This window comes from Exiguobacterium sp. s189, assembly GCF_018617615.1.
Classification (GTDB): domain Bacteria; phylum Bacillota; class Bacilli; order Exiguobacteriales; family Exiguobacteriaceae; genus Exiguobacterium; species Exiguobacterium aestuarii_A.
Genome location: NZ_JACSKM010000004.1, coordinates 40,030 through 65,177 on the forward strand (window position 1 = coordinate 40,030; position 25,148 = coordinate 65,177).

At 48.2% G+C, this 25,148-nt stretch carries 22 protein-coding genes; 9 read left to right on the plus strand and 13 right to left on the minus strand.

The features are described 5' to 3' along the window. Positions 1 to 8: 8 nt before the first annotated feature. The 7 genes from guaC to KNO99_RS06675 form a co-directional block, all read right to left on the minus strand. Positions 9 to 992, minus strand: coding sequence for a GMP reductase (guaC, locus tag KNO99_RS06645; RefSeq protein WP_214746618.1), 984 nt, complete (start codon positions 990 to 992; stop codon positions 9 to 11). Positions 993 to 1,193: 201 nt separating this feature from the next. Beyond that, the gene (locus KNO99_RS06650) at positions 1,194 to 3,251 is read right to left on the minus strand and encodes a PAS domain S-box protein (RefSeq protein WP_214746620.1); all 2,058 of its coding nucleotides are present in this window, start codon (positions 3,249 to 3,251) and stop codon (positions 1,194 to 1,196) included. A gap of 108 nt (positions 3,252 to 3,359) precedes the next feature. Beyond that, on the minus strand, positions 3,360 to 4,544 hold the full coding sequence (locus KNO99_RS06655; protein ID WP_214746623.1) for an MFS transporter: 1,185 nt from the start codon (positions 4,542 to 4,544) through the stop codon (positions 3,360 to 3,362). Positions 4,545 to 4,698: 154 nt separating this feature from the next. Continuing rightward, positions 4,699 to 6,708, minus strand: a complete 2,010-nt coding sequence (locus KNO99_RS06660) for a catalase (RefSeq protein ID WP_214746626.1) — start codon at positions 6,706 to 6,708, stop codon at positions 4,699 to 4,701. A gap of 133 nt (positions 6,709 to 6,841) precedes the next feature. After that, a complete protein-coding gene (locus KNO99_RS06665; protein ID WP_214746629.1) occupies positions 6,842 to 7,495 on the minus strand; it encodes a hypothetical protein in 654 nt (217 codons plus the stop codon). A 45-nt stretch (positions 7,496 to 7,540) separates the two neighbouring features. Further along, positions 7,541 to 8,743, minus strand: a complete 1,203-nt coding sequence (locus tag KNO99_RS06670; protein ID WP_214746631.1) for an NAD(P)/FAD-dependent oxidoreductase — start codon at positions 8,741 to 8,743, stop codon at positions 7,541 to 7,543. Between the two features lie 99 nt (positions 8,744 to 8,842). Beyond that, complete coding sequence (locus KNO99_RS06675) at positions 8,843 to 12,349, minus strand: lamin tail domain-containing protein (protein ID WP_214746634.1); 3,507 nt, start codon at positions 12,347 to 12,349, stop codon at positions 8,843 to 8,845. Between the two features lie 374 nt (positions 12,350 to 12,723). Here KNO99_RS06675 and KNO99_RS06680 point away from each other — a divergent pair, with 374 nt between their 5' ends. The 6 genes from KNO99_RS06680 (at position 12,724) to KNO99_RS06705 (ending at position 17,836) form a co-directional block, all read left to right on the plus strand. Then, entirely contained in the window at positions 12,724 to 13,485 is a 762-nt protein-coding gene (locus KNO99_RS06680; protein WP_214746637.1) for an alpha/beta hydrolase, read from the plus strand. A 129-nt stretch (positions 13,486 to 13,614) separates the two neighbouring features. Continuing rightward, complete coding sequence (locus tag KNO99_RS06685; protein WP_214747088.1) at positions 13,615 to 15,270, plus strand: glycoside hydrolase family 13 protein; 1,656 nt, start codon at positions 13,615 to 13,617, stop codon at positions 15,268 to 15,270. 54 nt (positions 15,271 to 15,324) lie between these two features. Continuing rightward, positions 15,325 to 15,663 (plus strand): hypothetical protein, encoded by a 339-nt coding sequence (locus KNO99_RS06690; RefSeq protein WP_214746640.1) that lies wholly within the window; start codon positions 15,325 to 15,327, stop codon positions 15,661 to 15,663. A gap of 57 nt (positions 15,664 to 15,720) precedes the next feature. Continuing rightward, positions 15,721 to 15,924 carry a YwbE family protein gene (locus tag KNO99_RS06695; protein ID WP_015880320.1) on the plus strand — a complete coding sequence of 68 codons (204 nt, stop codon included), beginning with the start codon at positions 15,721 to 15,723 and terminating at the stop codon, positions 15,922 to 15,924. 1 nt (position 15,925) lies between these two features. Then, positions 15,926 to 16,093 (plus strand): hypothetical protein, encoded by a 168-nt coding sequence (locus KNO99_RS06700; RefSeq protein ID WP_015880321.1) that lies wholly within the window; start codon positions 15,926 to 15,928, stop codon positions 16,091 to 16,093. 270 nt (positions 16,094 to 16,363) lie between these two features. Beyond that, positions 16,364 to 17,836 (plus strand): alanine/glycine:cation symporter family protein, encoded by a 1,473-nt coding sequence (locus KNO99_RS06705; RefSeq protein WP_214746644.1) that lies wholly within the window; start codon positions 16,364 to 16,366, stop codon positions 17,834 to 17,836. A 50-nt stretch (positions 17,837 to 17,886) separates the two neighbouring features. Here KNO99_RS06705 and KNO99_RS06710 read toward each other — a convergent pair whose 3' ends face one another. Continuing rightward, the gene (locus KNO99_RS06710) at positions 17,887 to 18,687 is read right to left on the minus strand and encodes a formate/nitrite transporter family protein (RefSeq protein WP_214746647.1); all 801 of its coding nucleotides are present in this window, start codon (positions 18,685 to 18,687) and stop codon (positions 17,887 to 17,889) included. Positions 18,688 to 18,780: 93 nt separating this feature from the next. Continuing rightward, complete coding sequence (locus KNO99_RS06715; RefSeq protein WP_214746650.1) at positions 18,781 to 19,170, minus strand: VOC family protein; 390 nt, start codon at positions 19,168 to 19,170, stop codon at positions 18,781 to 18,783. An 80-nt stretch (positions 19,171 to 19,250) separates the two neighbouring features. Between KNO99_RS06715 and KNO99_RS06720 the strand changes: the two genes are divergently transcribed. The 3 genes from KNO99_RS06720 to KNO99_RS06730 are packed head-to-tail and all read left to right on the plus strand — an operon-like array spanning position 19,251 to position 22,537. Further along, positions 19,251 to 20,369 (plus strand): GTPase, encoded by a 1,119-nt coding sequence (locus KNO99_RS06720; protein ID WP_214746653.1) that lies wholly within the window; start codon positions 19,251 to 19,253, stop codon positions 20,367 to 20,369. Between the two features lie 14 nt (positions 20,370 to 20,383). Next, positions 20,384 to 21,526 carry a YcjF family protein gene (locus KNO99_RS06725; protein ID WP_214746657.1) on the plus strand — a complete coding sequence of 381 codons (1,143 nt, stop codon included), beginning with the start codon at positions 20,384 to 20,386 and terminating at the stop codon, positions 21,524 to 21,526. A 48-nt stretch (positions 21,527 to 21,574) separates the two neighbouring features. Further along, positions 21,575 to 22,537 carry a 2-hydroxyacid dehydrogenase gene (locus KNO99_RS06730; RefSeq protein ID WP_214746660.1) on the plus strand — a complete coding sequence of 321 codons (963 nt, stop codon included), beginning with the start codon at positions 21,575 to 21,577 and terminating at the stop codon, positions 22,535 to 22,537. 38 nt (positions 22,538 to 22,575) lie between these two features. Here KNO99_RS06730 and KNO99_RS06735 read toward each other — a convergent pair whose 3' ends face one another. From KNO99_RS06735 to KNO99_RS06750, 4 genes are all read right to left on the minus strand, one after another. Next, positions 22,576 to 23,181, minus strand: coding sequence for a YflT domain-containing protein (locus tag KNO99_RS06735; protein ID WP_214746663.1), 606 nt, complete (start codon positions 23,179 to 23,181; stop codon positions 22,576 to 22,578). A gap of 12 nt (positions 23,182 to 23,193) precedes the next feature. Beyond that, complete coding sequence (locus tag KNO99_RS06740; protein WP_214746666.1) at positions 23,194 to 23,709, minus strand: YflT domain-containing protein; 516 nt, start codon at positions 23,707 to 23,709, stop codon at positions 23,194 to 23,196. 112 nt (positions 23,710 to 23,821) lie between these two features. Continuing rightward, positions 23,822 to 24,724 (minus strand): hypothetical protein, encoded by a 903-nt coding sequence (locus tag KNO99_RS06745; RefSeq protein WP_251130987.1) that lies wholly within the window; start codon positions 24,722 to 24,724, stop codon positions 23,822 to 23,824. A gap of 2 nt (positions 24,725 to 24,726) precedes the next feature. Further along, positions 24,727 to 25,140, minus strand: coding sequence for a methylglyoxal synthase (locus tag KNO99_RS06750; protein ID WP_026824646.1), 414 nt, complete (start codon positions 25,138 to 25,140; stop codon positions 24,727 to 24,729). Between the last annotated feature and the right edge of the window lie 8 nt (positions 25,141 to 25,148).

Consider the following 25,148-nt stretch of genomic DNA (forward strand, 5'->3'; position numbering starts at 1 on the left):
GCCTTTTTTTAGTATACTTTATCCCCATTGAAGATTGAGTTTTTCACCATGACATAGTCTACCGTGCGCAATGCTTCGAGACTGTCGCCACCCGCGTAAGAAATCGCCGACTGGAGGTCTTGCTCCATCTCGGTCAATGTGTCTTGTAGTGCCCCTTTGTGTTCGACAAACATCTTTTTCCCCTCGACGTTTTTTCGCTCACCTTTTTGGAACTCGGAAGCAGAGCCGAAATACTCTTTCAGTTGTTTGCCGTCTTGCTCGAACGTTTCCCCTGGAGATTCGTCATGGCCAGCGAACAATGAACCGATCATGACCATCGAAGCGCCAAAACGAATCGACTTGGCGATATCCCCATGTGTACGGATTCCCCCATCCGCGATGATTGGCTTCGTCGCTGCCTTGGCACACCAGCGAAGTGCCGCCAATTGCCAGCCGCCCGTGCCGAATCCCGTTTTGATTTTCGTGATGCATACTTTCCCTGGTCCGATTCCGACTTTCGTCGCATCCGCTCCGGCATGCTCCAATTCACGAACGGCCTCTGGTGTCCCGACGTTCCCCGCGATGACGAATGATTCAGGAAGATGGTGTTTGATATGCTGAATCATGCGAATGACCGCATTCGAGTGTCCATGTGCGATATCGATCGTAATGAATTCTGGTGTATGACCAGTCGACTGAAGCATCTCGATAAATCCATACTCATCCTCTTTCACCCCGACGCTGATTGAGGCATAGAGACCTTTCTCATGCATATCTTGGATAAACGCAAGGCGCGTCTCAGGATTGAAGCGATGCATGATGTAAAAGTAACCGTTCTCGGCCAACATGAGCGCCACTTTCTCATCAATAATCGTTTGCATGTTAGCCGGAACGACCGGTAAACGGAACGTGAAGCCTCCGAGCTCGACGGTCGGATCACATTCCGAGCGACTGTCGACAATACATTTTGCAGGAATTAATTGAATATCTTCATAATCAAATACTTTATCCATAAGTTGCACCCCTATTCACGAACATTAACGTCTTGAACTATGAAAAAACTTCGCCCATTCGGTAATATAACGTGAACGACTCTCAAAGTCAAAGGAAAACTTCGTAAAAATGGTCTAAAAATGAATGTATTTAGATTTATGAGTGTTTAATGTTCGTGTTTAAGGGATGATTAGATGTTTCACGTGAAAAAAGGACCATAATCATAGGTCCTTTGCGAGTACATATTGGTTTCGACCGTCTGCTTTCGCCTCATATAAAGCGAGGTCGGCACGTTTCAACAGCTGTTTAGTCGACAATCCTTTTGTATAACGAGCGCCACCGACGCTCGAAGTTGTGATGAATGTATGCTGGTCGATTTCCCAAGGTCGTTGTAACGCTTGGATAATCTTTTCGGCGACACGATGGAGAGAAGAAGGATCGGTGAATCGGATGAGGACGGCGAATTCATCGCCCCCGAGTCTTGCCACCATATCTTGTTTTCGGAGTACCGACGTCAATCGGCGCGCCAATTGACGCAAGAGCTCATCCCCGACATCATGACCGAACGTGTCGTTAATTTGTTTAAACCGGTCGACATCGAGCGCGAGAACGCCTAATTGCTCTTTCTCATATCTCGTCTCTTCGATGGCTTCTTCAAGATAGGCGAGGAAGTAGCGTCGGTTCGGCAAATCAGTCAGCGTGTCGTGATATGCCAAGTGCTTTAAGCGCTTCTCAAGCGCTTTTCGCTGCATGATTTCTCGACTGACCGTCAAGTAGTGCAGAAGATGCCCTGATTCGTCATAGATAGCTTGAATTTTTGTCTCGAGCCAAATCCAGCGTTGATCCGCGTGAAAGTGTCGGAATTCAAGAGTCAGCGAGACGTCTTGCTCTTTCAAGTCCTTCAATTGTGAACGGACGATTTGAATGTCATCTGGATGAATATAGTCGAGCGTATTCTTCCTTTCATAGTAATCGGCCGCAAAGCCGAGAACCGTACGATGAGAAGGGGAGGCGTAACGAACCGTCCCATCCCGTTCTAATATGCAAACGAGATCACTCATGTTTTCCGTAATCAGTCTGTATTGTAACTCACTTTGTCTCAGGGCCTGTTCCATTTCTCGTTTTTCCGTGACATCGCGCAAAATCGTCAATACGGCCAGCCGTCCTTCATAGTCGATGAGGAGACTGCTGATGTCCATATGAAATCGGTCCCCGCTCGGCGTCACAACGACCATCTCGGTATCTTGAACAGGTCCACCTAATTCAAGGGTAGCGAGACGTGTCTGAGTAGATTGGTGATATTCTTCTGCAATGAAAGAAAAGATGGATTCACTCTCGAGATAAGTCTCTCCAATCGTTTCGAGCGCCATTGCGTTCGCATATAAAATCTTCCCATCTTGGTGAACGATGATGCCTTCCGGAATCGTTTCGATCAGTTGGCGATAGCGACGTTCACTTTCGATTGTGGCCCGTTCAGCATTCTTCTCAGGCGTCAAATCGATGATGATGGCAAACAATCCGGTGATGTTGCCACCGACTTCGATCGGGATGTTCAATACGGACAAATCAAGCCGTTCCCCAGACTCATGAATGGCGTAAACCGAATACTTGTGCGGAATGCCGGATAACGTGAACTGCAACCCTTTCCGCACACGAGAGCGTTCGTCCTCGGGAAGCCAGTAAAGGAACGGTTGATGGAGCATCTCCTGCTCGGCATATCCAGTGATGCTCGTGACGGCCGGATTGACCGATTTGATATTCAGATGTTGATCAAGTACAAAAATGCCATGAGGCGAGTAACGTCTTAATGACTCATGATGATCTTTCAAAATGGACAATTCCAGTTCACGACGTTTCCGTTCCGTCACTTCACGGACGACAGAGACGATATGTGTACATTGTCCTTCGTCATTAAAAATAGGAGTCACTTCTGACTCAAAGTAATGAAGGGGGAGCGTCAATACATCATTTGCTTCTACCGTATCGGTGTAGAACGAGTCAGCAAGACGATAGTCTTCATAGACGACACTTTTTTTTGTTCGAATCGCTTCATCGTAATAGGTTGTGATGAGCGCGGCCGTTTCAGCGGGGACGAGTTCGTCAATCTGTTTTCCGACATCTGCGTCCGACCAGTTGATTGCGCGTTTTGCGGGTTCATTCACAAAGACGTATCGATAAGCTGAACCATCGACTTCCATAAAGAACACATAGTCTGAAATTTTATCGAACGTCCGTAATAAAATCGATGCGTTGTATTGAAGTGTTTGGTCAGCCTTCATCTCGTCTCCCTCATTTCGTTCTATTTTTTACACGTCATTTTTATCTTAACGTATCCTTCGATAAAATGTGTGAACTTTCAAAAAAAGACAGGATGCAATCACATCCTGTCAGGCAGCTTCTTTCAATTGTTTCTGTTCGCTCCGGCCGTTCATGAGGTAATACAAGAAAATGGTAAAGAGAACGACGCCGGAAAGCATCAAGTATAGCGTCGAAAATCCAGTCAACGGAATGAGTAGACCGATGAAATACGGACCAAACCCGAGACCTGCATCAAGTGCGATGAAGAACGTCGAAGTAGCCATACCCATCCGGTGGGGTGGGGAAGCCTTGACGGCAATCGCTTGTGTACCCGACTGGATATTTCCAAACCCGAGCCCGATTAGAGCACCTGCGAGTAACAGCATCCAGCCGCTATTCGCTTGACTGAGCACGAGAAGCCCGGCGGCAAAAATCGCGATTGCTGGATACATGACGACATTCGCCCCGCGCGCGTCCATCAATTTCCCGGTAATCGGACGAGACAACAGGACGGCGACGGAGTAGACAAGGAAGAAGATACTCGCCGCTTCAATCAAGTCAAGTTCACTCGCGTAAAAGTTGATATAGGACAAGACGCTCGAGTAGCTGAGCGCGGCCATCCCGATGATGAGTGCGATCGGTAACGCCTTCGGTTCAACGAATGATTTCAATGAGAAACCACGAACGACTTCCGGTGCGTCTACTTCTGGCACGTTCACGAAAAACGTACTCGCCAAACTGATCAGTCCAATCACGAAACAAAGTCCGAAAATGACGGTGAAGCTCGTATATTGGCTAAGGAGTAACCCAACAAATGGTCCGATGGCTGTCGCCAAGGTAGAGCTCATACTGTAGTAGCCAATCCCTTCGCCTTTTCGTGTCGCAGGAATGACCTGTGCCACGATTGTTCCGGTTGCGGTACTCGATAATCCCATCCCGAGACCGTGTACGAAACGAGTGAGCAATAAGAACCCGACGCCCCAATGGACGAAGTACAACAAGATGGTGGCGGTGAAAAAGACGAGCCCGATATAAAGCGTCTTTTTCCGGCCGATTGAATCGATGAGTCGACCGATGAACAATCGCCCGGTCAACGTTCCGATGATAAAGATGCCGGTGACGAGCCCTGCTTGACTCGTCGTCGCCCCGTACGACTCGACGGCATGTACTCCGATGGTGACCATCAATAAGAAAAAGATGAGCGTCAGGAAGAAGTTGATGAGCGAGATAATCAAAAAGTCTCTCGTCCACAGTTTTTGAATAGGTTGTTGCATCGAACACGACGCCTCCTTTTCTTCAAATTCGAATAGTTAATAAACATAACTAAAAAAGTATACCAAATCAAAACAGGATTGTCTGAGATGATGCATTCCACGAGTTCATGGAGCAAATAAAAACTCGACTCGTGAATCGAGTCGAGTGGTATCGTTATGCGCGGTCCCAGAAGCGGGCGGTCGCGATTCCGTCGATGAACGTATCGAATCCATCGAGGTTATGCGCATCAAACGTGAAGACGCCAGGCTGGTCTGTCTTTACACGACATGTTGCGAGTGCTTCTTTATGATGCACGTGCAGGGCGAGCGGTTTAAAGTGCTTATACGTATTCTCGATGAACTCGAGGACATCATCTTCGACCGAGGTTGCGGCACTCACCAAGAAGGCGGCGTCGAAGAGGCTCGAGTCGACCGTGTCGTACGTCTCTTTTACTTTCAAGTCACCGAGCATATAGGCTTTCTTACCGACGAGACTATAGTTGACGTTGTGGTCGGCGAGTTGCTTCACCCATTGCTTCACTTGATTCGCATCCACGTCACCGGCGAGGAGAAGGGCGACGCTCTTCGTGTCCGGTTTTTTGATCGTGTTCGCCATCGAGAGGGCAGGGGACGTCTTGTCTGACTGGACTTCATTGTTTTCTTCAGGTACTTGCACGCCCAAATTATCCGCGACGACCTCAGCGAGATGACGGTCAATCCGGTTTAATAAATCAACAGCGTTTTCTTTCACCATATCGGACTCACATTTCCCGAGCTCGAAACTGCAGGCGTCTTGAATGTGTTGCTTCTCGACATCGGTCATGCTGTTATAGAAGAGTTTCGCCTGTGAATAGAAGTCTAGGAAGCTGTCGCTGCGTCCTCGAATTTTATGTCCGTCAATCTTCTCTTGATAATGCTCAAATCCGCCTTGGTCAGCTGGTACGGGTTCAGGCTGATTGTTATTGAGCGCATTTTTATGATAACTCGTCTGTCCTTTGTGGACGGCCATTTGATGCATACCGTCACGCTGATTGTTGTGGAACGGACAAACGGGTTTGTTGATCGGAATCTGGTGGAAGTTTGGTCCACCGAGACGCGAGAGTTGTGTATCTGTATAAGAGAATAAGCGCCCTTGTAAGAGCGGGTCGTTCGAGAAATCGATTCCTGGAACGAGGTGTCCCGGATGGAAGGCGACTTGCTCGGTTTCAGCGAAGAAGTTATCGACGTTTCGGTTAAGTGTCATCTTCCCAACGAGTTTCACAGGGATTTCTTCCTCAGGCCACAGTTTGGTCGGATCTAAAATGTCGAAGTCGTAGTTGAACTCATCTTCTTCAGGGATGAGTTGGAGTCCGAGCTCCCATTCCGGATAATCTCCTTTGTTGATGGCTTCATACAAATCGACACGGTGGAAGTCCGCATTTTTCCCGACTGCTTTTTGAGCTTCGTCCCATACTTGTGAATGGACACCGAGCTTCGGTTTCCAATGGAATTTGACGAAATGTGCCTTTCCTTCCGCATTCACGAGACGGAACGTATGAACCCCGAAACCTTCCATCATGCGTAGACTACGTGGAATTCCCCGGTCACTCATCGCCCACATGACCATATGAGCGGTCTCATGGTTTTGTCCGACGAAGTCCCAGAACGTATCGTGCGCGCTTCCCCCTTGCGGCACTTCCGTATGCGGTTCAGGTTTTACGGCATGGACAAGGTCAGGGAATTTGATGGCATCCTGAATAAAGAAGACAGGGATGTTGTTTCCGACTAGGTCATAGTTCCCTTCGTCTGTATAAAACTTCGTCGCAAAACCGCGTACATCACGTACCGTATCCGCGGACCCACGTGAGCCTTGGACGGTCGAGAAACGGACGAATACCGGTGTCGTCTTTGAAGGGTCGTTCAAGAAATCAGCTTTTGTGATGTCGGCGAGCGGTTCATATACTTGGAATTCCCCGTGAGCACCGACGCCGCGAGCGTGGACAATCCGTTCTGGAATCCGCTCGTGGTCAAAGTGGGTCATCTTCTCCCGAAAATGAAAATCTTCAATCAAGGTCGGACCGCGACGCCCTGCCTTCAGTGAAAATTCATCTTCCGCCATCTTCAATCCTTGGTTCGTCGTCAAGCCTGCTTGTTGTTCGTTATCAATCGTATGTTGTTTTAACTGCTCTTCTTTCTTGTTCCCCATGTGATTGCCTCCCTTAAGTATGACTGACCGTTGTAAGTCACGTTTTGACCTACTGTATCGGTGTTCCCTAACCCAAATAAAAAAATCCCTCTTTTTTCAAAAAAGAGAGATTTCACACAAACGAGTGACTCACTTATAGTGCGATCCATACGTGCTGTTTTAAAACGGTTTGTTGCACCATTTTCGGGTCGAAATCATATTCATCGGAGACGATTCGTGTCACTTTTGACTTTACGTCCGGGTCGTCTGGATCCTGTTTCGTATATTGTTCCTGCCATAATGTCCAGATTTGAATCTCTTTTTCGGTCAATTTCGTCGACCACTCTTTTTCACGAAGCTGCCAGCCGAACGTCATCTCGTCTGTTTGACCAGGTTCGACCCAGTCCGCAAGCGCATAGTCGCCTTCAGGAGCGAATACGGCCTCACCGAGTGGGGGTTCTGTCCCGATATAGGCGGCGTCATCATAAAATCGTAACAAGGCGGCCTGGAATTGGTCGGACTGTTGGACGTCTTCGATGACGTCATGGCTAATGGATTGAAGTTCATCCGTACTTGGTTCACCATGCACCACAACGTCATATTCATATCGAGTCACACCATCTTCTACAACGGGTGTACGCTTTTCAATCGTATATATTTCCTCGGAAATAGAGACTTGTTCAGACTTTAATTGCGTGGTGGGTGTCGACTCGTTTGGCCAAAACCAGATGACGAAGCCAAGAGGGACGAGAAACACGATTAGTCGGCGAAACGTGTATACCCACCTTGCTTTTCTTTTTTTCTTCAATCCAAAAACACTCCTTCAATATGTAACAACCCCAAGATAAAGGGGTTATATTCGATCTAGACGAACGAGATCAGCGTCTGGATGATTCTGACCACGAACGAGGGCGCTCAGGATGTGAGAGCCGAGCATGCTGTACACCGTCCCATTTCCCCCATATCCGAGCAAATAAAACAAATTCGGTCGATTCGGGTGCTCTCCGATGAAGGGGAGTTGGTCAACCGATTCTCCAAACAAGGCGACCCAGGCATAGTCGACTTCGAGGTCGTACATCGGGAAGAGTTCTGCAATTTTTTCCTTCACCCGTTCAGCCCGGTCGTTCATAATTGCCTCATCGTGAGGTGTCTCTGCTTTGTCTTCGTCGAGACCGCCAGCGATAATCCGACCGTCCGGAGTCGTACGTAAATATAGGTATGGTCGTTTCGTCTCCCAAATGAGCGCGCGCCCTTCCCATTCGCTAAATTCTGCAATCGGATTCGTGGCGATGGCATACGAGCGATTCAAATCGATCCGATGAGAATCGAGTAAGGGGGCAGGACCGTAACCTGTCGCAAAAATGACTTTGTTCGCTTTGAATGTACCGTTTGACGTGAGGACAATCCATCCTTCACCGTCTGAAACGACCTCATCCACCGACGTCTCTTCAAAAATCGGGACGTTTTGTTTCGATAAATGACGAATGATTTGACGGCTGAGTGTGAGCGGATTGACTTCGGCATCACCTGTTGTAATCAAGGCCGCCGGTTTGTCGAACGGGAAACGTTCACGCAATGCATCGCGGTCGAGCCATTCCACTTCAAAACCATGCTTCGAAAGCATCTCATACTCAAGTTTCAATTTGGCAACATCGGCCTCCTCACTCGCAAAACAAAGGCTATCCCGGCGAATATAAATATCGGCTGCCCCGACATCTTCCGCTACCTGATCAAGTGATTCGACGGCATCGAGACAAAGACGATAGAAGCGTACCGCCGCGTCTTCTCCGATTTTTTCGGCGAGTTCATGTAACATAATGTCATTTGAATATTGAATAAGACCGGTGTTGGCCGACGTGCTGCCTGTTCCGACTTTTCGTCCGTCGAGCACCGCGAAATCCACACCATCCTGTTGCAACGTGTAAGCTGTCAGCGTTCCCGACATTCCTGCTCCGATGACGAGCACGTCATACTGCTCCTTTTTCTCAGGTTGTTGCAACACCACGTCATCTGATTCGGTCGTTGGCCAATATAAATCTCCGTTATACAATTCCATCCGTTTCATCCTCCATGATTCAGCATCTTCCTTTTTATCCCCGCTTAAAGGGAGCTGAAACCAAAAAAAACGCAGACGATGTGTCTGCGTTTCAGCATGTTATTTCTTGATGGTGATGGATGATGGGGAAGCACCTTTCGCATATGTGATGCGCTGGACATTTTTCGCCCCACGAATCTCGGCAAGGTTTTTTCCGTCAACGATCACTTCTTTCACTGTTGCGCCTTTGAAGTCGATGATGGCACCGGCTTCTTTCGGTTTCACTTGAACGACGACGTTTTTCAACGCATCACCCGTCAATTCCGTGTAAGCGCCACGGACAAAGATTCCGTTTTTAAAGTTTGTTCCTTTTCCAATCGTCACACCGATAAAGTCCTCTTGAAGGACGAGGCGAGCGGCTGGATGATTTTCTACCGTGTAACGCGTCAATTCCACTTCAGGTTCTGGAGTGAAGTCGATTTGTGCGAGAACCGGATCATGGTCACTCGCGCGACCTGACATCTCGGTGAAGTCCGCATTGACGTGAATCATGTCAATCTTCGTAGAAGCGGCCAAGCGGTTCGACACGAGGATGTGGTCGAGTACTTGTGAGTTTCCTTGATAGACATATGAGTAGCGGTCAACAGCAGGGACTTTCTCGACCATGTTCGTCATCAAGTCTCCTTTAAAGATCTGAAGCGCATCCGAGAATTCGAAATCGTTAAAGTCTCCAAGTGCGACAACGTTCGCTTCCGGGTTTTTCGTCTTCACGTCCGCCACGAAGTTGTGGACGACTTGTGCAATCTTCTTACGTTGTACTTCACTTCCGAGTACGACCGGTTGTTGTGAACCGAAGAATCCAGTATCGCCGCCTTTTGAGTTCCAGTGGTTCGCGATGACAATCACGTTCTCACCTTGGAAATCAAATTGAGCTGCCAACGGTTTACGTGAGCGATTGAACGCTTCGTTCGTCGGGTCGATACGTCCCGGGTTGTGCGTCAACTTCCCGTCAACATATCCGACTGCCGTCGTCGCGTCACCGGCAGGCATTCCATCCGTCAACGATACACGCGCAGGGTCATACAAGAAACCGACACGAATGTTGGCATCCGGTGCACCACCGTCTTGGTTGTTCTCAGGGTCGATGTTGACATACTTATACGTTTTCCCGCCGACAGCGACGATGTTGTCGATCAAGCGTTGATAGCTTTGATCAGCGGCAGAACCCGCACCTTTGTCTTGTCCATCGTTGTCCTGTACTTCTGTTACGCCGATGATGTCAGGGCTGTTCAATTCATTGACGAATGCTTTTGCCAATTTGAGCGCCTTCTCATCTGACGTTTCTTTAATGTTGTTCGAAAAGTTTTCTAAGTTGTAAGACGCAATCGTCAATTGATCTTCTTCTGCTTCGATGAACGTCTTCTCACGCTGCGCATCCCCTTTGACGAAGGCAGCTTTCATGTCTTCGAGCGACGCTTGAATCTTGTAGTTTCCGAATGAGTAGCCGACGACACCAACGATTGGTCCGTTGAAACGGTCGCCTGTCGCCACATCGAAGTCACGCGCTTCTGCGTTCGGTTCGAGACGGAATTGAATGCGCTCCGGGTTTGCGTCGTTCTTTTTCAATAAGACACCACCATTGTAAGTCTCCGTTGGCGTATCTTCGAGCACGGTCACGAGGTCACCGTATTCTTGTGGTCCGACTGATTTCAAGTTGTTCGTTTGAACGCGCATGCCTTCGAGACTTTCCCAGAAGTCAATCGCGTCCTTCTCCGGGTTGAAGACAGCGAGGTTATCACTATCGATAAACTCTGTCGGTAGGTTTGAAGCATCGATTGTAATCGGAGTTGGGAGTGTCACACCGCTCGCGACGACTTCGACTTTTCCGTTACGTGTATCGATTTGCGTCATCTTCATGTCTGTCTGTTGGCGATCACTATATCCTTCAATCGCGTATTCGCTCACTTTCCCGTTCACCTTGACGAGGTCACCGACTTGAATACCAGCGATTGAACGTCCACCGTAAAGGACAATCCCTTCAGATGTGCGTGCATCGTTGTCGGCTTCAGCATCCGGTGTCTGGATGAAGTAATATGTCGTCCCGCTCGAGATGAAAGTAGACGTGACGATTCCTTCGACGCCCTCAACCGTCTGTCCGTTCATTGGAGCCGTATGGTTCGCTCCTTGGATGTCGTGAATGCGAATCTTATCTGTGATCTTGTATGAGAACGTCGAGACAGCGCTGAACGTGTCACCTGTTTTCACGACCGTCTTCACCGTAGTCGAGTTTTCGATACGAATCGAACCTTCGTAACGAGTCCCGTTCTCTTTTGGATCTGAACCGTCGAGCGTATAGAAAATTTCAGCATCTGCCGTCGTCGTTGAGAGCGTGACGTCTTGCGGTCCGACAAACGTGCCGGCACCTGGTTTTGCGACGGCCGGGCGAAGGACCGACGTATCGATGACCGTGTCCGCTGGGTCACGCGGGATGATTTGATAAGCATCGTCAAACTGCTGAACGATTCCTGTGATGGATGAATAGTTCACATCCGTCTGTAAATCGAGGATGCCCCGTTCGTCACGAACGATGAACTCTTTCGTTCCGTCCGTTGCCGTCAAGTTTTGACCGCTCCCTGTGAGCGTAACATTGTTGACGGTTACGAGTTCTGATTCGACGTCTTCGTTGATTTCTTCTCCCGTCACTACTTGTGCAGTAGGAAGCGTCGCTGCTTGTTTCGAGACGACGACCGCGCTGTTCAATTGCAAGAGTTCACGATACGAACCGACAACGCCTGTGACGACGACTTCATCCCCAACGTTGACCGCAAGGGACGTCGGTCGGATAGAAAGACCGCCTGTCGCATCTTGAATCGAAATCGTGTTCGCAAGCTTTCCAGTGACGACTCCTTTTACAGTGACCGTCTCATTTTCTGCTTTTGTCCGTGCGTCTGCGATTGAAATCGGTGTGACCGGTGCAGGTGGTTCTGTCGTACCGCCATCGCCGTACTCGACGCCTTGGAACGTATGCGCCCCGAGGTTATCGAACGAGTCTTGTGGTGTCGATGTCCATTCGACAGCAGGATCGAAAGCATCGCTTCCGTCACTGTCGCCACGCGTCACTGTATCTTTACGAATGAGCGATTGGTCGGCAGTCGCGACAGTCGTTCCCCATTTCGTACCTGGGTCGACACCGAGTTGACCGAAGACGTCGAGAACAGTGTCTCCTTTTTTCAAGACAATCGTGTCATCTCCGTTGAAGTTCGTCACAGCGCTCGTCGTATTCGATTTCGCTTTCAATGCGTCCGACGCACTACCGTTCACGATGACATATGTAGCTCCTGGTGCGAGTGTTCCCGTCAAATTCAATGTGTTTCCGGCAGTCGTGCCACCGTTTGAATAGAGTTCAATCTTGTAGGCAGAAAGGTCGATTGTCGCGTTCGTTCCGTTAAACAACTCGATGGCTTTATTGTTGCTTGAGCCTTCTACATACTCTGAGATGAAAAGATCTGAAGCATTCAACGTCTCGGCATGTACATTTGCCGCGATCGGCGTCATGCTACTGACGATGAGTCCTGCTGACAAGGCGAGTCCAGTGACTGCCTTAAATGATTGTGTTGGTTTCCCCATGTGTAAGTCTCCCTTGAATGTAATTGTGTAATCCGATTTCCCCATCGTACGTTGTCATAAATTGATTATAAACAACCCTCCTTCACATCAAAAAACACCATGATAACGCTTACATTACTATCCTTTTAACGAATCACTTGAAAAATTATTCGTGTATTGTCAAAAACGACAAACACATTTCCCAAGTTTTAAACTACATGTTAAACATAACCAAGCAGACGTCAGAACTCAATCCACTAAATACGAAGTTATGATTACAGTTTGATGACAAAGTAAATGATCATTGAAGAACTTGACGATTACTCGGATAACTTTTACACTCTTCTAATACTAATTAATTGTATCTGTTAAGTGTGTATTAAAAGGAGGCAGTAATGAGAGCGATCAACTATCCAGTCATTCCTGGGGCAGGCGCATTTTATTATGAAGGAAACGAAATCGGAATTTTGCTTTGTCATGGGTTCAATGGAACGCCTCAAAGTGTTCAAGACGTCGGAATCGAATTGATGAAACAAGGCTTTACGGTGTATGCTCCGCGTTTGAAAGGGCATGGGACAGATCCAGAAGATTTTCGATGTTCAACGCATCGATGTTGGTACAAGAGTGTCATCGAAGGAATTGAACGATTGCGCGAGTCGTGTCGGACGGTCATCGTCGTCGGTCAATCAATGGGTGGGACGCTAGCGCTCAAAGCTGCGCTTGAAGAAAAGGTAGATGCCATCGTCACAATCAATGCAGCCTTATCCGTACCTGGGTATGCGTGTCATGCGTCTGATACCGAGTGTCGATTCATCGATGAAGACGCGCCCGACATTCTAGCAGAGGATGTATACGAGATTGTCTACGACCGCGTGCCTACAAAGGCGATTCGGGAATTGCTGGCGTTAATTGACGAGGTACGCCCGCACGTCGGGTCGGTTGATGTGCCGGCATATGTCATCCATTCGGCAGTCGACAACGTCGTGCCACCAATCGATTCGATTTGGTTGTTCGATCAATTGCAAGGTACAAAAGAATATGCGGTGCTCCCGAACTCGTATCACGTCGCGACGATGGACAATGATTGGAAACACTTATCGAAGCTCATCGCCACTTTTTGTGAACAAGTTGGGGCGCTTCATTCAAATGCAGTGTAAACTGCATTTTTTTGTGAGCTGATTCTTTGCAAACGCTTGCACTAATGCTATGGTAGATGTGAATCATACCTTATTGTAGGAGGCACGTGCCGTATGGAGACGTTGTTCAGCCAAACAAAACAAACAGAAGTGAGTCGCGTATGGTGGAAAGAGGCGATTGCTTATCAAATCTATCCACGAAGTTTCAAAGATTCGAATGGGGATGGAATCGGAGATTTACGTGGGATTATCGAAAAGCTCGATTACTTAGAAGACCTTGGCATTGACGTGATTTGGATTTGTCCGATGTATAAGTCGCCAAACGATGACAACGGATATGATATTAGTGACTATCAAGACATTATGGAAGAGTTCGGGACGATGGAGGATTTCGATGCGCTATTAGAGGCCGTACATGCACGTGGCATGAAACTGTTGCTCGACCTCGTCGTCAATCATACATCGGATGAACATCCGTGGTTCCTCGAGTCGAAAAGCTCTAAAGATAATCCGAAACGGGATTGGTACATTTGGCGAGACGGAAAAGATGGTGCGCCACCGAGCAACTGGGCGAGTATCTTTGGCGGCTCTGCTTGGGGATACGATCAACAGACCGATCAATATTACTTACACGTCTTCTCGAAGAAGCAACCAGATCTGAACTGGGAGAACCGTGAAGTTCGAACGGCCGTCTATGACATGATTAACTGGTGGCTCGATAAAGGGGTGGACGGATTCCGTGTCGATGCGATCAGTCACATTAAAAAGATGCCAACAGGGACGATGCTTCCATCTCCTGACGGCAAGCCAATCGTCACGGCGTTCTCGATGTACTCGAACATCGACGGCATCCATGACTATCTTCAAGAGATGAAACGGGAAACGTTCTCGAAATACGATATTATGACGGTCGGTGAAACGAACGGGATTGAGCCGGAAGCAGCAGATCTTTGGATGGGTCCAGAAAACGGCGCAATGAATATGGCGTTTCATTTTGACCATGTCGACATTATGCGGCGGTCACGTCTGGCCCCACTCGATGTCGTCGAGTTGAAACGAATCTTCGATAAGTGGCAACAAGGTTTACGTGAAACGGGTTGGAACGCGCTATATATTGAAAACCATGACATGGTGCGGGCGGTCTCGCTCGTTGGGGATGAGCATCATTATTGGCGGGAGAGTGCGACCGCGCTCGCGATGATGTACTTCTTTATGCACGGAACACCGTTTATTTACCAGGGACAAGAGATTGGGATGAAGAACGTACCGCTTCCATCCATCCATGATTACGATGACGTCGCGACGAAGAATGAATACTTCGAACGGATTGCGAACGGGATGAGTGAAGTCGACTCGATGCAGCAAGTATGGGGCACATCCCGTGATAACGTGCGAACACCGATTCAATGGGATGCGTCACCGCATGCCGGTTTCTCGACGACAACCCCATGGATGCCGATTCACGAAGAGTATGAGACACTCAACGTCGAGGCACAGCGAAACGATCAGCACTCGATTCTCTCGTTCTACAAGGAAATGATTCGTCTTCGCCGGGCCGAAGATACGTTTACGTACGGTCGTTATCGTGATGTCTTGCCAGAGCATAAGCAGGCTTTTGTCTATGAACGTACATTTGAGAACAATCGATTCTTCGTGGTCGTCAACTTGACTGCGAATCCGGCAGAAGTGACCATCCCGGAGATTGCGGGTGCGACGCTTGTCATGACGAATGAAATCGATCCGGAGACGATTGATACCGAGACATTCATGCTGCGACCATTCGCAGCGCGGTTATATCGTTTATGATAGAGAGGTACCTTCCTAGGAGGGTACCTCTTTTGAATGAGAGGTGGAGTAAGGATGCATACGATTGAATTTTCAAATGGGAATGATACCGTACACGTCGCGATCGAAAGTGCCACTCGCGAGCGATTAACCGTAAAGATTGGGGAAAGCCGGATCGTAACATCCGTGACAGCGTATCTCAGCTTTGCGGAAGCGTTCGCGGAAGCTTTTCATGCTCTTCAAGGAACAGCGACACTTCGCGATATAGACGAAAATGAGGTCATCGACGTCATCTTCTCACATCGGGGAGTCCGTATTGAGTTTCATAATCCTCTTTCGGAGAAGACGCTACAGACCGATCAAAGTTACATGACGGAGTCGATGCGACAAATCGGGATCTGGAATAGGCTGTGACAAATAAGGGAAAAGAGCATATGATAGAGATTGACTAAATGGAAAGGGGTGTCGGGTATGGATGGAACGAAACGTGCTGACATTCGCCCAGGACTCCATGTCCAAATCGTTTTGAAACAAGATCAACGAAGCGGGAAGCTGACGAAAGGCGTCGTTCAAGATATATTGACGAACTCGCCACGTCATCCGCACGGAATCAAAGTGCGTTTGAGCGATGGACAGGTCGGTCGTGTGAAAGTGATCGAAGCTGGAGGTGAGTAAGATGAGCGAGAAAAAACTATCTTTTCAAGAAGCGATGAAACAAAAGCTTGCAGAAAAGAAACAGAACCAGACGAAGGTTCCGACGGGTTTACATGGTACAAAACAAAAACCGTTGACGAGCCAATTGACGAAAAAACCAAATAACCAGAAGAAACGTACTGGTATTTAAGACGACAGCTACTCGAAAAGAGTGGCTGTTTTTTTTGAATATGCGTTTCATCATAAATGAATTTAATCATGATTTAATATTTCTAAACATTTTTATGTAAGCGCTTTAAGTACTTATAAATAAGGAATCTTTCCTGAAACATGTGAAAAAATAGTGAAATTACCTATAAAAAAATTGTTGCTAATTGTCAGAATCTTTGTATAATTCAGAACTAAGACATCATAAAAAAATTCTCAACTTCAGATTCACACAACAGGGAGGAACTTATTCATGGAAGCGATTCAAGGTATGTTACAGGGAAGCGTCGACTTTTTGAACAACATCTTATGGTCGTACGTATTGATCGCCGTGCTCGTCGGAGCCGGGATCTACTTCACGGTCAGAACACGATTTATGCAGTTCCGTTACTTAAAAGAAATGTTCCGGACGATTACAGATAAATCGGACGTGACACCATCGAAAGATGGAAAGAGTATCACACCAATGAAATCATTCTTCATCGGTGCTGCGACTCGTATCGGTACAGGTAACCTTGCCGGGGTTACAGTAGCCGTCACACTCGGTGGACCAGGAGCGGTCTTCTGGATGTGGATCGTCGCCCTTCTCGGTGGAGCAACAGCCATGATTGAAAGTACATTGGCTCAAGTATACAAAGTGAAAGACGATGTTGCGTACCGTGGTGGTCCGGCTTACTACATCGAAAAAGGATTAAACAACCGTGCACTCGGAATCGTATTCGCGGTTCTCATCGCCGTCACATTTGGTCTCATCTTCAACTCGGTTCAATCGAACACAATCGCTGCAGCATTCGATAACGCGTTCGGCGTCGATGCAGTCATCGGTGGAGCTGTCTTAGTCGTCCTTACAGGTCTCGTTATCTTTGGTGGCGTACAACGTGTCGCGAACTTCTCGGCAATCGTCGTACCTGTCATGGCTGTCTTGTACCTTGCAATCGCACTTTACGTTGTCGTTGTAAACTTCGCTGAACTTCCAGCTGTGTTCGCGATGATCTTCCAAAGCGCATTCGGTTTAGACGAAGCGGTCGGTGGTTCAATCGGTGCTGCAATCTCAATGGGTGTCCGTCGTGGACTCTTCTCGAACGAAGCTGGTATGGGTTCTGCACCAAACGCAGCAGCTGCTGCTGAAGTATCGCACCCAGCGAAACAAGGTTTCCTTCAAGCTCTCGGTGTATTCTTGGATACATTGATCGTTTGTACGGCAACTGCAGCAATCATCCTTCTCTCAGACAGCTATGCTTCAGGGAACGGTGAAGGGATTGTCCTTCTTCAAAACGCTTTGACTGAACAAATCGGTGCACTTGCTCCAGCATTCATCGCTGTCAGCGTCTTCTTGTTCGCGTTCAGCTCGATCGCAGGAAGCTACTACTACGGTGAAACGAACATCGAATTCATCAAGAAGAGCAAAGGTGCAGTCCTCGGATTCCGTCTTGCAACAATGGCATTCGTCTTCATCGGAGCGGTCGCTAGCCTCGGATTCGTTTGGAGCCTCGCTGACCTCTTCATGGCAGGGATGACATTGATCAACATCGCGGCCATCACATTGCTCGGTGGCGTTGCCTTCAAAGTTCTTAAAGACTACGAAGAGCAACGTGCTCAAGGTCTCAACCCACGCTTCTCTGCTCGTAAACTCGGCATCGAGAACACAGAGTGCTGGGACGTGGAAGAAGACGAAGTGGCACAAGGTTCTGTTCAGGCAGCCGCTGCTGATTCTTCAAAATCTTAATTCGTAAAATGCAACAAACAGGGACCCTGCTAATCGGGGTCCCTGTCTTTTTATGCGCGTTGACGAATCGGTTTGATGGCTTGATCCGTCTCCGATTTATTCAAATATAAGTAACTTCCGGCAATGAACAACGCACCACCGACAATATTACCGAGTGTAGCGAAGAATAGATTATAAAGGGCACCACTGAAGTTAACAAAGTCCGACGGTACATAGTGAAGCGCAAGCGCGAAAACACCCATGTTCGCAATCGAGTGCTCGAACCCGGCAGCAAAGAATACGACGACTGGAATCATCGTCAGCATGATCTTCGCAACGTCGTTGTTCGTTTTGAGCGGCATGAAGATGGCCAAACAGACGAGCACGTTACATAAGATGCCTTTCAGGAAAATCGCGAGAGCATCTCCACCGATTTTTTTCGCTGCGACGACGGCGAGTAAATGGTCACCCGTCACTTCTCCCATGCTGTGGGCACCGATGACGAGTAAGGACAGGATGACGGCGCCAATCAAGTTACCGAACCAACTGAGTCCCCATATTTTTGCTAAGTCTAACCAGGCGACACGACCTCGTTTTGCCCCGGTGTAGAGATACATCGTGTTACTCGTAAATAGTTCTCCACCCATCCAGACGATAAAGACGAGTGCGACCGAGAAGCTCACGCCGGCGATGAGCATCGTGCCGGGCACGTCGATGAACATGTTTCCGACCGTGAACGAGAAGACGACCCCGATCCCAATCAAAAACCCAGCGATAATCGAACGTAACATGTATTGCGAAAATGATTGCTGAAGCAATGACGATTTTTTAAATGCGGCTTCTTCCATATAGTCGATGACTTGCTTTTCCATAAGAAGACCTCCTTTAGACATTTTCAGTCTAGGAGGTTGCCATAAAGTTTGCAATTGTTTTCACAAACTTTCAAGAAGTTCTCAAGAAACCGTTCACATCGTTGCCACGAGTTCAACTTTGATGCGGTCCGGGTCTTCAAAAAACAGTGCTGTATAGTTCGGACCACCTGCGTGTGGGAAGCGGTCTGCATACAACTCGCGAAAACCGTGTGACGTGAGTTGCTGTCGGATTTCTTCTAGTTGCGCGAGCGATGAGGCATGAAACGCCAAGTGATTGAGTCCAGTCTTTTTTCGATGGTAGGACGGAGTAAGATGGTCTTCCTCTGTCTGAACGAATACGAGATATGTATCGCCGTAACGATAGCTTCGACCCTCTGGCCACGACTGATAGAGCGTGTACGCTAGCTGGTCACAAAGAAGCCATTCCCAAGCACGTATACTGTCATTTAGGTTGGATACGTATAGTTCGATATGGTGTAGCATGAGAATCATCCTTTCGATGGACGTTTGAACTTGCCCCATTCGGTATAATTGAACTATACAACGAATGGGGGAGGAAGCGTATGGATCGGACAGGGCTCGTCTCAAATATTTTGATTGCTGGAAAGACCGGTGTCGGAAAGAGTGCGTTCATCAATTATATATATGGACATGACGTCGCCGAATCGCGTGCCGGAAGTCCGGTCACTGCAGAAGGGCTTCATGAGTACGAGTATTACGATTTAGAACGGGGGATCTTGTTTCGGTTCTTTGATACGTGGGGGCTCGAGGCAGACCGTTCCGAAGAGTGGCATCAAGCCATCCTATCCATCGTTCATCAGCGCGAAGGGGCGCTCGATATCGCAGAATGGTTTCACACCATCTATTACTTGTTGTCCGTGCAGTCAGGACGTGTTGAGGCATACGAGCTTGAGGCGATTTTAAAGCCGTTATATGAACGGGGGAGCAACGTCACCCTCATTCTGACCAACTTTAATGAAGAAGACCCGATGAGTGTGCAGAAGGCAGAAGCGATGGAACGGGTATTGTTACGTGAACTGCCAATCGATGAAGGGGACATCATTCGTGTCAACAGTGTCGAGAAGAAGTTACTGACCGGGAAACGTGTCCCGGTAAGAGGCTACGAGGACGTATGGAAACGGAATCGAACGAACCTTTGGAAAGACATTGAACGAAAACTTCCCATCAATCTGACGAATCATCTTTTAGAAGAGTTGGAAGGTTGGCGGATTCGAAGTATCGACTCGGCAGAAAAAATCCGTATGCTCACCCCACAGGCGATGATCAGTTGGAAAGCCCGTCACATTGAAAAGGATTTAGAGAAAACACTTGAGCAGGCGGCCGTGACGACAGAAGATGCGATGGCTGAAGGGGTACGTCACTATATCCAACTCATGCAACGTTACCCATTAGTCGGTGAACAAGCAGACCATTTGTTTAGAACGAGACGAGTCGAACTCGGATTTGACTATTCATTTGGAAAAACGGTCCGAAAGATGGTTCTCGGAATGATTCCCGGAGTGCATTTCATTTACTGGGCATTTAAGCGCCGAACGGCAGAACGAGGCATCAAAAAGGCCATCGATCAGCAATACACATCTGTGAAACAAACGATTGAAGAAGAAATTCGACGTGGCTTTGAGCGCGAGATGCGTCAGCTTGGACAGACGCTCAACTCATAAAGGGGGAAACGAGAATGGAATCGACAAAGCGGTTTGATTTTAAAGACTATGATTTGAAAGCAGAGCTTGAGCGACTTCGTGGAAATGTAAAGAAACCAAACATCCTCATCGCAGGGGCGACGGGAGCGGGGAAAAGTTCGGTCGTGAACCATGTGTTTGGTCGGGATTTGACAAAGGTGGCGGCAGGGGAACCCGTCACTCGGGGAATTCATCAATATAAGAGTGACGATATTGCGGTCACGTTGTTTGATAGCGAAGGGTACGAGATTGGGAGTGCCCGCCAACAACATTACGAGGAAGAAGTCATCGGGTTTGTGGAGAACGCAAAGAAACAAGAAGCATCCGAACGAATCCATCTCGTTTGGTACACAATCAACGCCGCGACAAAACGTGTCACGCCACTCGACAAGGCGCTCATTCGTCGTCTTCGTGAATCGACTGCTGTCGCTGTCTTATTTACACAGATTGACCAAGTCGATTTAAATGAACTGACAGCGTTACGAAATGAACTGGATGGGGTCGTATCGGAAGAATCCGTGTTTCAGGTCAGTATCGCCCCGGAAATAGTAAACGACGAAACATTGAGACAGTATGTTGATTGGGAACGATTGATTGTATGGTCGGTTGAACAGCTAGACGCTTCTTTGCAGGAAGGACTCCTGATGGAGATTCAAGCAGAGAGTGAGACGATGCTCAAGTTGAAACGGAAGAAAGCCAATCGCATCATTTCAGGGTATGTGGCGAGCGCAGGAACGGCCGCTGCAGTCCCGCTTCCGTTTGCAGATGCCGTGGCCTTGACACCGATTCAAGTGACGATGAGCGTCCATCTGTTTCGCTATTGGGGCGTGAAGGCGAGTGATGATTTACTGAAGACGCTCATTGGAAGCACGATTATCCCACAAATCGGACGTACGTTATCGAAAACGATTCTATTGAATGTCATGAAGTTCTTCCCGGGAGCGAATGCGGCTGCCGGTGTCATCAATGCGACGGTCGCCTCAGGGATCACGTGGGCGATAGGACTCGCTATCAACGAGATTGCTTATCGAAATGCGATGGACTCTTCAAAAACGATCGAGCAGTTGTTGAATCAAGAGTTCGGCTCCTTGTTTGAAAAGTTTCTGAAACAAACTCCGAAGTCGGATCAACCATCTTAATGGCTCCCTTTTGTTAGACTACAAGTAAGTGTAGAGAGGGGGAGAAAGATGAAAAAACGAATCTATATTACGCGGCGTTTGCCGGAAGAAGCCGTCGCACCACTTCGTGACCATTATGATGTACGTATGTGGGAACACGAGGGTGAGAGTGTCCCACGTGAGGTTCTTTTAGAAGAGGTGGCAACTGCACATGCACTGTGGACGATGCTTAGTGACACGATTGACCATGAAGTGTTTGAGCGTGCAACGAAATTAGAGGTCGTCTCCAACTTGGCTGTCGGCTATAACAACATCGACTTGAAGGCAGCGAAAGAGAAGGGTGTCATCGTAACCAATACACCGGACGTCTTGACGGAAACGACAGCGGATTTGACGTTTGGACTCATGATGATGACGGCGCGACGTCTCGGTGAAGCCGAGCGTGATTTACGTGCCGGTGAGTGGAAGTCGTGGCTTCCGATGGGGTATGTCGGCATGGATCTCTTTCAAGCAAAGCTCGGCATTATCGGCATGGGACGGATTGGTGAGGCGGTCGCACGACGGGCGCGAGGATTTGACATGGACGTCTTATATCATAATCGGACGCGTCGTCACGAGTCAGAGTCGATGTATGGCTTCACGTATGCGGACCTCGATGAACTGTTAACGCAATCTGATTTCGTCGTCGTTCTCGCACCACTCACGGACGAGACGCGTGGAATGCTTGGGGCAGATGAGTTTGCCAAGATGAAAGAAACAGCGATTTTCATCAACGTGGCTCGTGGAGAAATCATCGACGAACAGGCGTTGTATGAGGCGCTCAAGGCGAAGAAAATCTGGGGGGCTGGCCTCGACGTGTTCACGAAAGAACCGGTTGACTTGGATCATCCACTATTGACCCTTCCGAACGTGACGACACTACCGCATATCGGGAGTGCCTCGATTCGAACGCGTCTCGCGATGATGGCGTTGAACCGGGACGCTATCGTGAACGTGCTGGAAGGAAAAGAACCGAAGAATCGATTGACGTAAATAGAGCCTGACGCGTCCGCGTCAGGCTCTTCTTATCATTAAAAGCGTCGAATGTTGTCTGGGTCTTCGACATCGTTTCGATACGCACGATCATCAAGACCACGTAGTTTTTCTTCTCGGTCAGGATTCTTCGTTTCTTCGTCTAATTTATCTTGTTCCGGGTCTACAGGGTGACTTGGATCAACCGTCTGACCTTCATGGTAAGGTTTCGAATCGATTTCTAATCCGTCGTCTGTATGACTACCGAGATGAGTGGATGATGCGTCTTGATACGGTTTCGCATCGACCGTCACCCCTTCCTGATGACGACGCTCGAAGTCCTCATCCACATAGACGAGAATCTTACCGGCTTCAACGTCGTCATAGTGACGTTTCACTTCATCTTCGCTAAGTCCCATATTTCGTAAACCGGCATGAACATCTTCATGTCCGCTTAAGAAGGATCGGACCTTATCGAACCAACTTGTATGATGTGCAGCTTCCGTATGAATATCTGTGTCCCGTCTCAAAATCGATACGTTGTCTTCATGCTTCGTGACGACGTAAATGTGTGAGTCCTCGTACCCTTTTGCCCGTAACTCTTCAATTTTTCCAAGCGCCGCATCTTGTGTGTCGTGCATACTGATGAATCGTTTCTCGTTCATAGTAATTCCTCCTTATAATCGTCGATGGTCTTCTAAACCTGAATGTCCGCGAACAATCGGGTCATCCTTTGTCCCTTTTGGTTCCTCGTCATGATCGTTGAACGGCTTTGCATCAAAAGCAATCCCATCCGCCTTCTCACCTTTGTCATGATCGAGTTCACTATCTTTTTTGTACATATTCGGGTAACGATCATAAGAATGACGATCGACATAGAGTAAGATTTGACCTTCGTCGATGGCATCGTAGTATTGTTCTGCCTCGGCGTCGCTGAGCCCCATGTTGCGAAGTTCATCGCGGATACGGTCACTTCCATGTAGGAATGCTTTCACGCGATCGAGCAAATTTACGTCTCGAACTCCAGCCTCGGCGTTTACATCCGTATGGTCACGCAATGCGGAGATTTCCCCATCTCGCTTGGCAACGACATGCATATTCTTTTCGGCTTCCCCTGCAGACCTCAACTCGTCTACTTTATGCATGACTTCCTGTTCCGTCTGAAACAGACCAATCATTTTACGTTCTGACATCGAATACCCCCTTAAATTTGGCCAACCTTCAATTAGCGTCACAATAGGAGTAATTTCCGTTCTATCCGCAATTGAAACAAAAAACGCCATCTCCTAATAGGAGCGGCGCAGATTAATAATAAAGCATGAGCGTGTCGTCTCCGAGTGAACAACGTGTACTCTTCCAGACAAACTCAATCAACGTCCAAATGGCCATGAAACCACTGATCGCTAACAAAATGAGCGCATACAGTGGAGTCAATTGAATGATGAACGACCAACCAAGTGTCATCAATAACGGTTGAATCAAAAAGATGGACGTGACATAGACGACCACGATGAGTAAAGCGAAGGCAATCCGTCGTCCGAGCGTGTGGATGTGGTGCCGAAAACGGGTCAATATACCAAAGATGGCACCCGTCACGAGAACGGGTAACAGGAAGGCCAGGTAGTCAATCGGATATGTCGACATCGGTGCAGTGAACAACCGTCCGCTGAAAACATCGTCGATGACGAGCAGTAAGTTGGCGTATGAGAATGCCAAAATCATACCGAGCAACCAGCCGAAACGGTTCCAAATCGTCCGTGATGATTTGAGCGCTTCGATTTTCGTGTAAGCGAGGAATGCAAGATCACGAACTTCAATCTCTTTCAATGAGAGTTTGGCTTCGTCTAGTTGATTGACCGCCCAATCGAAATCTCGATTCGCTTGAGCTTTTTCATGAGGTTTTAATTCATCCGAGGCATCGATCAAGACGTGGTAGCGACGGCGATATTCTTCATTTGTTTCTGGTTGTTCGATAAGGAAACGAGCGTACTCATGCGGATCTTGGTTTAAGAGACTGTCTAACGACTGTCCACTTTTCTCCGCATGGCGGATATAGCCGGCGAGAGCCAGCAAGAGGCGGTCCGCTTCCGCCTCATCTCCAATCAGTTCGATCAAGCGCTTGCGCACCTCGTTGAAAAACTGTTGGACGTTCGGGTCATGAATCATATTCGGTTCCAGGGAGATTCCTCTCCTTTCTTGGTTTGTCATGGTCACGCAGGTGGTTCGTCATTATGAGAAAGTTTAAGCGACTCGAAATCACCTTGTTCGATGCTTCGAATCAAAATCTCGCTTCCTCCCATATTTGTCGAAAGGGGGATGGAATACACGTCACAAAGACGCATCAATGCGCTCACGTCTGGTTCGTGAGGTTGGGCAGTCAATGGATCTCGGAAGAAGATGATCATATCCATCTCACCGCGTGCGACGGCAGCTCCAATTTCTTGGTCCCCTCCAAGAGGTCCTGAACGGAAACAATGCACCGGTAACCCGGTCGCTTCCGCAATCCGCTTACCAGTTGTACCTGTTGCGAACAATTGATGTTTTTCTAGAATATGTGCATACGTTTTAATGAGAACAATCAAATCGTCTTTCTTTTTGTCGTGAGCCACTAAAGCGATGTTCATTCGAATTC